Annotated in this window: 13 protein-coding genes; 4 read left to right on the forward strand and 9 right to left on the reverse strand. The window is 58.8% G+C overall.

Features of this window, described 5'->3' with window-relative positions:
* Position 1: 1 nt before the first annotated feature.
* The 7 genes from OKW43_RS33080 to OKW43_RS33110 are packed head-to-tail and all read right to left on the reverse strand — an operon-like array spanning position 2 to position 5,943.
* Complete coding sequence (locus OKW43_RS33080) at positions 2-613, reverse strand: toxin co-regulated pilus biosynthesis Q family protein (protein ID WP_429452429.1); 612 nt, start codon at positions 611-613, stop codon at positions 2-4.
* Positions 614-618: 5 nt separating this feature from the next.
* Positions 619-1,047 carry a lytic transglycosylase domain-containing protein gene (locus tag OKW43_RS33085; protein ID WP_429452561.1) on the reverse strand — a complete coding sequence of 143 codons (429 nt, stop codon included), beginning with the start codon at positions 1,045-1,047 and terminating at the stop codon, positions 619-621.
* Positions 1,041-2,288: a TrbG/VirB9 family P-type conjugative transfer protein gene (locus tag OKW43_RS33090; RefSeq protein WP_429452431.1), complete on the reverse strand. Its 1,248-nt coding sequence runs from the start codon at positions 2,286-2,288 to the stop codon at positions 1,041-1,043. Before OKW43_RS33090 ends, OKW43_RS33085 begins: the two co-directional genes overlap by 7 nt.
* Positions 2,285-3,091: a transglycosylase SLT domain-containing protein gene (locus OKW43_RS33095; RefSeq protein WP_429452433.1), complete on the reverse strand. Its 807-nt coding sequence runs from the start codon at positions 3,089-3,091 to the stop codon at positions 2,285-2,287. Before OKW43_RS33095 ends, OKW43_RS33090 begins: the two co-directional genes overlap by 4 nt.
* Positions 3,084-4,343 carry a TrbI/VirB10 family protein gene (locus OKW43_RS33100; protein WP_429452435.1) on the reverse strand — a complete coding sequence of 420 codons (1,260 nt, stop codon included), beginning with the start codon at positions 4,341-4,343 and terminating at the stop codon, positions 3,084-3,086. Before OKW43_RS33100 ends, OKW43_RS33095 begins: the two co-directional genes overlap by 8 nt.
* Positions 4,344-4,345: 2 nt before the next feature.
* Complete coding sequence (locus tag OKW43_RS33105) at positions 4,346-5,227, reverse strand: TrbG/VirB9 family P-type conjugative transfer protein (RefSeq protein ID WP_429452437.1); 882 nt, start codon at positions 5,225-5,227, stop codon at positions 4,346-4,348.
* A gap of 5 nt (positions 5,228-5,232) precedes the next feature.
* Complete coding sequence (locus OKW43_RS33110) at positions 5,233-5,943, reverse strand: type IV secretion system protein (RefSeq protein WP_429452439.1); 711 nt, start codon at positions 5,941-5,943, stop codon at positions 5,233-5,235.
* Here OKW43_RS33110 and OKW43_RS33115 point away from each other — a divergent pair.
* Positions 5,942-6,160 (forward strand): hypothetical protein, encoded by a 219-nt coding sequence (locus tag OKW43_RS33115; protein WP_429452441.1) that lies wholly within the window; start codon positions 5,942-5,944, stop codon positions 6,158-6,160. The genes OKW43_RS33110 and OKW43_RS33115 overlap by 2 nt on opposite strands.
* 297 nt (positions 6,161-6,457) lie before the next feature.
* Positions 6,458-7,294 carry a hypothetical protein gene (locus tag OKW43_RS33120; RefSeq protein WP_429452443.1) on the forward strand — a complete coding sequence of 279 codons (837 nt, stop codon included), beginning with the start codon at positions 6,458-6,460 and terminating at the stop codon, positions 7,292-7,294.
* A gap of 14 nt (positions 7,295-7,308) precedes the next feature.
* On the opposite strand, the gene OKW43_RS33125 is transcribed toward OKW43_RS33120, so the two are convergent.
* Positions 7,309-8,694, reverse strand: a complete 1,386-nt coding sequence (locus OKW43_RS33125; protein ID WP_429452445.1) for a replication initiation protein — start codon at positions 8,692-8,694, stop codon at positions 7,309-7,311.
* Positions 8,695-9,944: 1,250 nt separating this feature from the next.
* Between OKW43_RS33125 and OKW43_RS33130 the strand changes: the two genes are divergently transcribed.
* Positions 9,945-11,153 carry an AAA family ATPase gene (locus tag OKW43_RS33130; RefSeq protein WP_429452447.1) on the forward strand — a complete coding sequence of 403 codons (1,209 nt, stop codon included), beginning with the start codon at positions 9,945-9,947 and terminating at the stop codon, positions 11,151-11,153.
* Positions 11,150-12,160: a ParB/RepB/Spo0J family partition protein gene (locus tag OKW43_RS33135; protein WP_429452449.1), complete on the forward strand. Its 1,011-nt coding sequence runs from the start codon at positions 11,150-11,152 to the stop codon at positions 12,158-12,160. The genes OKW43_RS33130 and OKW43_RS33135 overlap by 4 nt, the downstream gene beginning before the upstream one ends.
* Positions 12,161-12,338: 178 nt before the next feature.
* On the opposite strand, the gene OKW43_RS33140 is transcribed toward OKW43_RS33135, so the two are convergent.
* Positions 12,339-12,614 (reverse strand): hypothetical protein, encoded by a 276-nt coding sequence (locus OKW43_RS33140; RefSeq protein WP_429452451.1) that lies wholly within the window; start codon positions 12,612-12,614, stop codon positions 12,339-12,341.
* Positions 12,615-12,670 lie beyond the last annotated feature (56 nt).

Here is a 12,670-nt window from a genome sequence, read left to right on the forward strand (position 1 = left end):
TTTAGTCCTGACAATTTGCCGCGCGGGCGACCACGCGAATAACGTTGTTGCTGTGCTCGCAGATGCGAGTCGGGGTGCGCATGTGGTTGGTCGCGCGCATGACTTGCGTCAGCAATGAATCGAAGTCGCCGCTGAACGTCGCATTGAATTCGAGCGGCAGGTCATCGTCGATTTTCCAGGCCAGTTGCCAGCCCTGCTGCTGCAGCCAGCGGTCGAGCGCGTTCCGCAGATTGATGTCCTGCGGGGTGATCGTGAGCGTCAGGGCGCTGGAACCGGCTGCAGCCTGTGCACCCGGCAGGACAACCGGCGTGACGGCAGTTGAGCTGAGCGTTGGCGCCGCAGCCTGGAACGGCGCAAGTACCGGCGGCGGCGATGCGTGAGACGTCGCAGGCGCACTCGGTGCAGGGTTGGCCATCGCGAGCGAAGCCGTTGGGCCAGGGGCGGCCGGGCTGGCTGCGTTGGCCGCCAGCATCTGCCAGCCATCCCCCGCAGGCGGCGAGAGGTGCGACTGCGAGAACGAAGCGGTCGTGAATCCCGTTATCGTGAGCAAGGCAAAGACCCTCGCAAGGAGCGAGACGCGACGACGGGTGGGCATGATGATCATTGGCTTCATGAGATTCAGTGGGCCGCGCGCACGACGCGCCGATAAATGTGGTTCGCGTACACCAGTTGCCTGTTGGTTGAGACGGCGTTGTACGCGCCCACCGCCTTCCACGTCGGACCAAACTGTTTGATGTTCGACGCGAGGATCCATGTGCCGACGTATCCGTTGACGCACGGGTTGAACAGCGACTCCCGAGTGACGCCGTAGCGCCTGAGCTTCGGAAGCCATGACGAATTGATCTGCATCAGGCCAATGTCTTCCGAACCGTCCGTGTTCCGGTTCACCGCATTGGCGCGCATGCCTGACTCCTGCTGCGCGATCGCGCGCACGAGTACCACGTTGACGTGATGGAACTGCGCGGCTTCATCGAGGCAATCTGCGAGCGCCGGCCGCACGCACAGTAGTGCCCCCGCAAACGCGGCGACGGTTCGGACGCTCACGATTTCGCCCGGTCGAAAAAGCGGACGTCATGCTTGCGCGTCACATTCACCACGTTGCCATCGGCATTGACGATGAACTGGTCCGCGGTACCATTGAACTTGTAATAGCGGCCCTGCTGCTCGCCTGAGCCCATGTGCGCGACATCCGAGACCTTGACGTTGCCGACCGTGTCGGCAAATTTGAAGTACGTCGATCCTTCCTTGTCGAACACGGCTTCGAGGCCCGCGGTGTTCTTCGCGTCAAATCCGTAGACGAGGCCTGCAACGCGCGCCACTTCGACGCTGTCGGAGCCGTTGGACACAACAAACCGATCCGCCCGGTTAATCGTCACGACATTGCTTGAGTCGTCCCATTTTGGCTTGAGGGAGTGCCCCTCCATGTCCCGAAAGACGAGCTCTTTTGCAGGCCTTTGTGAGAAGCGGATCTGAATGTGCGTGTCGTCGCCGTCCCGGATCGCTACCGCGCCGAACTTGGCCGCGAGACCACCGCCCTGCGGCTGCGCTTTGTCGCCCGCGCTGACTACTACCCCCGATGCGGGCGATAGGCTTGCAGAGGCTGTTTGAGTTGCAGGCTCCGCAGGCGCGGCGTTTGCCACATAGTTCACTCCCGCCGATTTGGCGGGTGCCCGACGCAACGTCACGTGGTGCGCAGTGAAATCGACGTCAGCATAGAGATTCACTGCCCCTAGCAGGCGGTCCAGGGACTGCATCCAGTTCTCGCCATCTCGCGTTGCGAAGCTCTGCGCGTTCGTCAGGTCGACGTCTTTTTGCGCTGAGCCGCTCCAACCTTGCGGGACCAGCGACTTGACCATCTGCGCAAGTGGCAACGTTGCACTCATCGGACGGGTCGCCTCCAGACTGGGTCGCGGACCAATCAGTGCGAGGCGGTTCGAGAAACCCGCAAAACCGGCAGGCATGTCCCCACTGCGATTGCTGGCCTCGGAGATGAAGGTGTTCGCTTTTTTCCATCGGGCTGTGGCGCTCGAACCATCCACCGAATAGGAAATGACTTCCGGCGTGCCTGACACAACGATGTATGGGCCCTCAGCGTGACCGCCGTCTACTTTCAGATTCTGGCCGGCTCTCGGCTGGAGATACGTGTCCGTACCGTCGTTGAAAATAAGCGCGGGCCGCTCGGTCATGTTTCCGTTGACCTGATAGTCAAAGTCGAGAGGATCGGTGCTCGCAGCCGACGCCGACAGTGACAGCACTGACAGCGCGATAAGGGTTAGCGTTTGCTTCATAGACCGCGGTCGATTTGGGAAAGATGCTGGATGAAGCGCGCGAGGTACTCGCGGCCTGGCTGTGGGTTGGCGCTGTGGTAGTACGCCACGGCTTTCACCGCCGAATGCGTCTTGCGATAGTTCTCGTTGAGGATGTCTTCGGCCACGTGGATGTTCGTTGCCGGAGACAGTGCGTCCCACGGCGACGCGAAGCGCTGCCGGTGATAGCACCAGTTCACCTGCATCAGGCCTACGTCAAAATCGCAGCGCCCATCTGCGATGAGAAAGCGGATAGCCTTGTAGGCGTCGTCGCGCGTCCGGAAAAAGAACCCACGCCCCGCAACGTTCAGTGTCCACGGCCACGCGCGGCCGTTGTACGCCGATTCGTTGAGCGCAACGCCCGCAAGAATCTTTGCGTCCACGCTCGTGTGCATCACCTCGAACGGAGCCTGTGCGGATGCGCACGCCCAGCCGCCACGGCGCTCCGTCAAAGCCGCCTGTGCGTCGTCATCCAGCACGGCCGGTTGCAGCCAGCCGTTACTGACCAGCAGGGCCTGCAGGCTCTCCGGCGTTCCATCAACGAGCACGGACGCGAAGCCGCCCGCGCCCGTTGCGACGCTTTGTCCTTTCAGCGGTTGCGCCCAGGTGAGGAACCGTTGAAGGCCGCATGCGTACACGGGCTTGCCGGGAATTTCGAGTACAGACCGCTCACCGTTCTCTTCAACGACGAACCGCGTGGGACTTATGACGGTGTCGATCACTGCCGCTCCCGCCGAGGAACAAGCTGCAGTCAGCAGTAGCCCAGCGATACCGCGTCTAGTCATGGTATGGCTCCATGACGATGTCCTGCGTCACCTGTACGAGGAACTTCTCCCCAGGGGGCACGGTGATCGTTGGCGGGATGTTCTGGTTACGCTGAAGTACCGCTTGGGCAGTAGTGGCGGCTACCTGCCCGGCAGTGCTTCCATAGGTCGTCACGCCGATCGGGCTGGAGGTTGTCGATGTAGTCGCGGTATTGTCAAAAGTCTTCAGCAGCACCGCGGTGATGAATCCCGCGCCGAAGATTGCGAGGAAATGGTTGTTCACGTCACCGGAAAAGCCTGCATACCCGTTCTGGTCTGCGCCCTGCATGCCGTTCATCGGCACGCTTTTGCCGTTGGGCAGCCGCAGACTGGTGGAGGCCACGAGCAGACGCTCCTGTCCAACCTTGATGTCGGCGCTGTAGGCGCCGTTGATGAATGAGCCCTTGGGAATCATCAGGCAGTCGCCGCGCAGGCTGTCGTACACATCTTCGTCAACCATGAGCGCGACGCGGCCGGGCTTGTCCGAGTTCAACCCCTCAACGGTCTTGACGTGGATGTTGTGCGGAGGCGTCAGCGTGCAACCGCCTGCCTGGCCATTGAAGGTGGTCCGCTCGATGCCGCCCTGCCCTGCTGTTTCCTTCAGGAATGCCCTGTCGCGGTCCTCAGGCGCCTGCCCCTGTTTAGCGAGCGCCAGTGCCATTGCATCGATCGGGTTTTGCACACCGGATGTCGCCGCCGCTCGCGCCGCGCGAAAATCGTCCAGTGACGGTACGCCCGCCGGCACCGCCGACGCCTGCTGGCTTGCATTGCGGGAGGCGCCGGACTGCTTGAAGACCGACGACGTATAGATGGCATCCAGCTTGTTGCTGGCCGCGAGCGCACGCGTATCGGTGCCGTCAGCTCCAACCTCGCGCTGGAAGTCATTGCCCGTCAGCATGGGCTTCACGGTCGGATGCTGTGCAGCCGATGCTTCCGACGCGGCGCGAGCGGCTGCCTCGGCGGCGGCCGCTTCCTGCTGCTGCCTGATCATCCTGTCGATATCGGAGCTACCGGCTGCGGGCGCCTCTGTGCTGCTCTTCAGGGCCGACGCCTTCTTCAGGCGGGCCTCTTCCTGCGCCTGGTTGCTTGCCTTCAGCTCGTAGTAAAAACCGAGCACACCGATCACGAGGGCGGCCAGCAGGCCAATGCTCATGATCGCATTGCGGGGCGTCTTGCCTTTGACGAGTGCAGCCTGTTCTGCGTTAGGCGTGGCCTGTTCGGTTTTCTTCGCCACGGTCAGAACACTCCGAAGATCCGCCGGCGACCGCGTGTCACCGTTACCTCGTCCTTGCCCGACACAAGAACGATCTCGTCGGCCAGCCGCTGGAACACGAGGAAGTCGCCGCGGCGGATGAAGTTGCCGACGACGCGATCGCCGTGATCCTTGTACATGGGCACCGGCCATGTCTGCGCCTTGGCGGGCATGCGCATCCAGATCGAGTGGCCGTCGTCGAATACGACCTCCGGCTTGAATTCCGCATTACCGTCGACGGTGTAATCCCAGTTGAGCTTGTCGGGCGACACCGTAATCGAGCCCGAATCGCCGCCGCGTTCTGTCGCGGTCGCACCCGGGCCAGCCCCTCCGGCTTCGTCGCGCACATTTACGCGTGCCATCGGCGCGCGAGGATACTGAAAGCGCACGGTCTGGTAAAAGAAGCCACCGGCGGGCGAAGCGATCAGCGTGAAGTCGTACTCCCGGCGGTTCGTCGTCAGGTGCAGCGTGTTCACCAGGTCTGCCTTGTGCGGCTTGATGAAGACGTGGTTCATCTTGTCGTCGTCAATCTCCCACTGGACACTGTCGCCCATAGCAGGGTCGGCAATCAGCTTCTCGCCGGGTTCCAGCTCGATGGTCGTCAGTTTCAGCGGTGCAGTGAGCACACGAAAGATCTGGTCGCGGCTGTACGGAAACACGCCGATCCTTGCGTCACCAGGCATCGTGAGCGGGTCAGCGCCACCATTGAACGGATTGACGGGACTCATCGGGTCTCCCGCAATCATCGCTGCGTTGAACGAGTTGGCGTCAGCAGGTTTTTTGGCATTCGCCGCCGTCATTTGCAATGCCGTCGCCGCAAGCAGAACGAGAACGCCGAGCGTCGGACGGTGATATCGGGAGGTCATCCTAGTCAAGCTCCACCGGTCAACTCAAGGCGGAAGAACGGAATGTAAATGCCGAAAGGATTTGCGGTGAGTGCCGCGTCGGCGGTTGGCGCCACGATCTGGTAGCGAAGCGTCAGCGCATAGGACTTCAGGTCGGGCTTGCCGGTCGCGCCCGCCTGCGAGGTCGTCGTTGTGAACTCAACGAGAACAGTCTGATCTTCAAGCAGCGCGATGTTGCGCACGTTCACTTCGCGGATCAGCTTGGGATTTGCGGTGATCTGCTGGAAAGGGGCGTCGTCGCGCAGCCAGCTTTTGAACTGGTCGGTTGCAGCCCCGATCATCTGGGCCTTTACTGAGTTGATGTTCGACGACATGCGCGACGTCTGCAGGCTGTCGGTCAGCACCGGTTCGATCGTGAACCAGCGCACCGCCATCTCGCGCATGCTCGTGCGCAGCGCCTGGGAGTCCGGCTTGTAGGCGACGAGTTCCGTCACGACCGGGTGACCGCTCACGTCGGCCGAGACACCCACCACGCGGGTAACCGAAGGCGGCGGCTGCCGTGTCCAGAGGGCACCGGCTGCGACCGCAGCACAGGCGAAGGCAATGAGCATCCAGCGGTTGCTCTCAACCTTCAGCCGCGTGCTCGTCTCGAAAATGACTTTCGATGGATCTTCCTCGGCATACATGCCGGGGGCCGTGGATAGCGCGGCCTGCCGCTTGTTCCTGAAAATGCGCATGGCAACCCTTGATGAATGGGTACCATTGAAACAATTTCTAACAAGGGTTTTGAGGCAAAAGGCGCAGAGATTTGAGCGCCTTTATGGGCAGGCCGGTTGGCGGTTAGCCTTGCTGGCTGTTGAAAACTTTAACCATGGTTACGGGTCTCAGGCGGAAAGAGATACTAAATCGGTGCGCTTTCGGCGTTCCGTTGAGCGTGCTGCGGTGTATCGTTAAGCTCTGTTCCGAATTTTTTTACAAATTTACATTCCTGGAACCAGATAGCTTGCTTTTTTCGGGTTTAAAAACAGTCGGTTGCGCGGGCGACACGAGCAAAAAAATTAACCAAGGTTAAAAAGCCGCGAGCTGGGGCGAATAACGCGCGGTGCAACGGCGCAGTAGCGGTTGCAGACGCGGAAACGATTGGCCGCGTTCTAAAGCAACCGTAGGGGTGCACCTTTCGGTTTGGGTGAAAACCTTCGACGGTGGCTTGCAGGATGTGCTTCTCCCAAGCGATTTTATTGAGAAGTTTCAATGACGGAAAAAGTCGTCGACGATGCATTGAGGCTAGCAGCGATTTATAAGGCCGGCGTGGGAACGCAATGGAACACATATCGTCAGGCAGCAGCCAAGCTGTCCAGATTGTTCGAGACAAACCTGGCGCCACCGAGGATTGCCGAGGCTCTGGCCGTCTCGCGTTTGCCTAGGGTGCTTACAGGACTGTTCGACAAAGCCGGCTTGAGCAGTGGTCACGCGCGCGCGCTCCTAAGACTGGCAAGTCAGCGTGGAGAAAGCGTGCTCGCCGCAAGCGCCGCAGAGATTGACACAACTGGAATGGACGCAAGGGATATTTTGCGTGCCTTGCGATCGGGCGGCGAAGTAAGCTCACGAGCGGCCCCTCCGGGATTGAACGCGCCGCTCCCCATTGCAGCGTATTACCTAAAAGGCAAATTCCCGAGCAAAGGCGTCGCGGCGGCACATATGGGCATACCGCAATCCCGGCTTAGCGAGGCAATCACCATTGACAAGACGTTGCCAGCTGAGGTGAAAATGCTTTTTCCGGGTGACAATCTGACTTTCGCGGCCGGCAAAGAAATAGTGAGGCTGATAGCGCTGCGGGGGGCGAATAATGTTCGCGCGCTCGCAGCCGAGGCGGGCCGCTCGCCGCGTAGGCCGTCACCCCAACTGATGCTGAACCGCCTTGCGGGTATCGATATCCCCGGCGTCGACGTGAGGGTTAGGAAAGCGCCAGGAAAGAATGCAAAGCGCCGCCTAATCGTTGAATTGCAGCTTCAAGAGTCGGACGCTAACAGCGTAGAGGCGCTCGAGTTCATGATTGAAATGCTGAAGACCAGGTTTGGCATTGAGTGAAGGCTAACCGGTCGTCAGCGCGCGGGCCGAGTTGCGTCCCGAAGCTTGCTGAAGACGAACTGCCCGAAATACCAGGAAAGGTCGGAATGGCCGAGGATGTTTGCCTCCGACAGTGTTGCGGTGTCGAGCTTCAACCGCCGCAACATCAGCTTACCTGCCTGCGACGCGATGTACTGGCGTACAAGGTCCTTGCGCGTCTTCTCATCGGCGGCTTCGAAGTGGTCACGCCCCTGCCGAACCTCCTCATTCCGCCGTGCCCTCGCCTCTTCATCGCGAGTAGCCATGCTGTGCTCGACCGCCTTGGTGGTTTCAGACTTCGGCTTCTCAGCTTTAGCGGCCGTGGCAAACTTGGCCTGTATGGCCACCATCTTGCGCTCGGCGTCGGACACCCGCCAGTTATTGCTTAGCGCCTGCATTAGATAGCCGGCCGGGCTCTTCTTGATTTTCCCAAGGTTCAATTTAAACCGTGTGTACTCGACCGCCTGCTGAATGCGGTCGTCGGTCCATTCCATTCGATGCTGTGCGATTATGTCAAACTGGTCGTCGGAAAGGCCGAATTCGGTCCGAAGCGACAAAAGTAGGTCGTGCGATTCAGGTTGCCGGGTCAGCAGCACCGCGACCGTATCCTTGCGCTTTATCCTGAACCTGAGCTTGTTGATTTTCCTCGACCCTTCCGCGTCGGCGCGAGTCTCGTAGGAAAGGTCTAAGTCGGAAAGCTCGTTGATTTGCTTAACCGCGGGGTCGAGGTACTTCGGGCGAAAGTGCTTGAACTCGGATGCGGTCGAACCAAGCTTGCCGGGCCACCTGCGCATCTCCTCTAGCTCTACCCACTCAGTTACACCCGCAGTGACATATGGCTGGGCATAATCGTAGAGCACGCGTGCGAATGTCTGAGTGAACGAGGCCGTGATACAGAGGTTGAGCCAGTGGTGCTTATCGGGCCCGGTGATATGGCGCAGCATCAGGGACGGGATGACGAACTGGATACGTCCTTTGCCAATTTTAACCCGGCCCATGAGCTGCTCGGAGACCCACTGGTCGTCCTCGCTCGGGGCTCTTTCAGGCGGTGTATCCGTCACCTCGATGAGTACACGTTGCGCCTCCTTGATAACTGTCTGCAAATGGCGGACATTGCGGCTGTCGTAGCGCATGAGCCACTTGAAGTAGTTCAGGTCGACATCATAGATGTCCTGCGGCGTTTGCTCTTGGGCAGCGACGAAATAGGCGGCGTCGATGAACCGACGTGACGCGAGACCAAGTCCGTTGATTGCGACGAAAACATTATTTCGTTGGAAACCAATCTCTCGGGTGCTCTCGCTGATTGGCAGGCCCGACATCTCCTCGAATAGCTCAAGCGACATTTGCTGCGTTGTAGTCTGTCGTCCGCTATCCTCGGTCATTGCCTACGCTCCCCCTAGTATTGGCCGGCACTCTATCACTCGTGGTAACCAAGTCAACACAATAAACGTTACCGTCAAAAGGGCGTGTTTTAAGGCATACACAAAGAACTCTACCTAGGTGCACAGTAAACATTACGTTTGCCGCACAAAAACCTATACCTGTTTGCACAATAAACAATCCCTCACGCACATAGAACGCCACTTTGGCGCGCTAAGTGCTTGAAAGCAATGAGGCTGCGAATAGCTGTAGGTGGGTGTGTGGGTTCTTTTTTTTAAAGTAAACAAACCAACAACTGCACGCAGCCTCAAAACACGGCCCCAAGACCTAGCAAACGCCCGTGCAAATGCCCTGTTGACGGGCGGTTTGCGCCGGTGGTCACACGTCCAGGAACGGCTTTCGGCGTCCTTCTGGTGCTTGCAGGACAGTAACGTTTTATGTGCAAGCGGCGGGACCGCGGTAACGGTTTTTGTGCATGCGTGGACGCCTGCGAACGCGACGCCCAAGGTAACGGTTTTTGTGCAGGGTTGATCGCTAAGTGTCGGGATCATCTATCCGATCAAGGTAACGGTTTTTGTGCTGAATCCGCCGCGAGCTGGCCGCGCGGGGTTAGAGGTTTTTGTGCGCCGAGCATTACGGCCATGATTCTGATGGGACCAAGCTGTAACGTCGACGGTACACCACGTCAGTTGCCCTGACGGCTTTGTGCGCGGGCGGAGGTACCGTTTTTTGTGCAGGTACCTGAGGGTCCACGACAAAGGGTGACGGTTTTGGTGCGTCGAGGGCGCTCGCTTTGCCACACGAGGAACATTCGCTCGGCTTTCTGGCTCGGCACGGAGGGTGTTCACGTGACTCGGGTCAGCCGGTAACGGTTTTTGTGCAATGTTACGGGATGGCCCCGTGGAACGATGCGCCGGATGCTTCAGACCGTTGGACTTTGCACAAAAACCGTTACCTTTTGTGCTGCTGACCTTCCGCCGCGGCTTAGGCCGGGGATTACATCGCGAGCCGGCAAGCTTGGTTGTCGACCACAGGCTCATGCCAGCACAAAAACGGTTACCTTTGTGGAAACACGTTTTAAATGGCCATGGTGAGCCCCGCATTTGGGTTGAGCCCAACACACGACCGTACTGCACCAGCGCCGTAGAAGCCGTGCGCAGCGGTCTTTTTTCGAATGCCAACTGCATTTAGTGTGTTTTTATACGCTTACCCTGTATTATACGCTCCAACTCAATTCTGCTAAAAAGCGTCTATGGCAAACACTATCGAATTTCCGACGATTGACCGTCGAGTCGACTTGCACGGGGTGATGCAATTTGCGAAAGACTCATCGGAACTGGCGGAAGAGCTTCGAACACTGATGCTGGCCCCTCGGCCGCGCAAGGCGGCTCCCACCTTCACATCGGCGCAAGTCGCGGAATTATGCGGTATCGATCGTATCAAGCTGAATAACCTGTTGTCCACGAGGGAAGGACTGCCGCAGGGCGTCGCGCCGGGATCGGGCCGGAGCAGAGTATTTACTCTCGAAGAAGCGCGAATTTGGGTTCAGCAGGTTTCCGATATCTATCAAACGCCCTTGCATACGGGGGCACGAGACGGTGACGGGAAGGTAGTTTTGGTGGCCAACTTTAAAGGAGGCTCAACCAAGACGACCACAACGATGTGCCTTGCGCAGAGTCTCACACTTCGCGGCAGAAAGGTCCTTCTTATCGACCTTGACCCGCAAGCGTCCCTCACCGAACTGTGCGGCATGTATGCGGAGAAGGAGGTAACTGAGGACGATACGGTGCTTCCATTTATCTACGACCCTCAAATGGAAGGCGGGCTGATGAATCTTGTGAGGCCGACCTATTGGGACGGCTTGGATGTAATTCCTGCGCACCCGACGCTATTTTCCGCAGAGTTTCATATTCCCGGCACCGTCATCAAGAATCCGTCGTTCAAGTTCTGGGCACTCCTGCGCGAGGGTGTAGAGTCCCTTCGCAAGCATTACGACTACATCCTGATGGATACGGCGCCGTCACTCTCCTATCTGACTATCAACGCATTGATGGCAGCGGATGCAATCGTGATGCCTCTTGTACCAGAAAGCCTGGACTTCACCAGTGCAGTCGCGTTCTGGGGCCTCTTCTCGGATTTGGCTAACACCATCATCGAACGCGGCGACAAGAAAACTTACGACTTCATCTCAGTCTTGCTTTCCAAGGTGGACAACGGAAAGACCTCTTCTGCGCCCGTTGTGCGTTCGTGGGTGCGCAGCATGTACAAGGATTGGCTCAGTGCCCTCGAGGTACCGGCAAGTTCTGCGATGAGTAACGGCGCGCTCGCTATGCAGACTGTGTTTGATATCAGCAAGGGAGACCTTGCGGACAAGACAGTTTCACGAGTCCGCCAACCGCTCATTGACTATGTGCAGTGGCTTGACGACCACTATGTCGAACAGTGGAGGGCCGGAAAGTGAGTTCGTTTCGCGACAAGATGTTGGCCAAAACCGGGAAGCTCGGAGCTACGGCAGAGCGACCCGCCTCGGAAAGCAAGCAGTCTGACCAGCCGGCGGCGGACACTCCACCCGAGCCGCGTCGAAGCAGCGCCTTCAAGACAGGGCCTGGCATGCTGGGTGCACTCGCCGACGCGCAACTGCGCATCCAGGAACTTGAAACTGCCAGCGACAAACTGATGTTACCCGTCAGTGCGATTCAGCCGAACCCCTGGCAACCAAGAAAGGTCTTCAGCGAAGAGGCGCTCGCTTCGCTCGCGGAGAGCGTTCGTGAAATTGGCCTCATTGAGCCGGTCGTTGTCCGCCGGGCAGAAAATGGGTATCAGCTCATAGCGGGTGAGCGGCGCCTGCGTGTGCACGTCATGCTTGCGTTGCAGGAAATCAAGGCGTCGGTGATTGAGTGCAGTGATCAGGATATGGCAGTGCTGGCACTTGCCGAAAATCTCGGTCGCGAAGACCTCGCTGACTACGAAATCGGGCAGTCGCTCCGGCGTGCCGAGACCGAGTTTCCCAACCGGACGCGGATGGCCGAGTCCTTGGGATTGTCCCGCCGTGGGCTCTACCAGTTCCTTGCGTTCGAGAGTTTGCCTGATTTCATCAAGGAGGACCTCGATCTGAAGCCGCGTCTTCTCGGAAGCAATGCTGCGGAGGAACTCGTTTCTGTTCTGAAAAAGCACGGGTCTCGCGCGTTAGCCGCAGCTCAGGAACTGTGGCCGGCGGTCATAGCCGGCACGCTTGACCAAGGGAAATTTCCCGCAGCCGTCGTTGCAATGGCTGCTCGGGGCTCCACGCGAGAAACAGCTAGTGAGCGCAGCATCGACAAATTTTTCGCTGGGAAGAAGCACGCGGGAAGTATTACCAAGGATGTGACCAACTTCACTATCAAAATCAAGGCAGATGTTTTGTCGGACGCGCAGGAGACTCAGCTTCGACAGGTCATCGCCGAGCTGTTTAATGTCAGCCCGGACTGACGGTGCCTACTGACGTAAATGAGCCCGCGCACGCGGGCTTTTTTTCGAAGCAGAGTGTGAGTGGTACGCGCACGTTCCCGCCGACCATCCTAGGCCTTCGAGTGTACGTACTACTCACACCCTTGCCCTACTCGGCAGCCGCCGGGGTAAAGTGTGCGTACTACTCACACCCCGCCTGTCAGATCAGACGGGGGAGACTGACGTCAGGGACCAACGGAAGCCTTGTTTCCTGAGGCTTGAGGCCAGGAAAAGCGTGCGTACTACTCACACATTTCGTGGTCTGCTCGCTGTCCTCGCGGATTTTTAAAATGTGGACATCATGCCTTTGTTGAAAATGCCCTTGCGGTTGGCGCGGCAGTTCGTAGACGCCGTCCGGACTGACGGTCGAGCCGTGCAGGTCCGTGCCGATGGCCCGAGCCATCCGGTTGAGTCTGGGCAAGGGGTCGCGCAACATAGCCGATCCGTTTCGGTTCCCCGGCGCGTAGGAATGGCGCGATGATGGCGCAGTGC

This window comes from Paraburkholderia sp. WC7.3g (genome assembly GCF_050436345.1).
Classification (GTDB): domain Bacteria; phylum Pseudomonadota; class Gammaproteobacteria; order Burkholderiales; family Burkholderiaceae; genus Paraburkholderia; species Paraburkholderia podalyriae.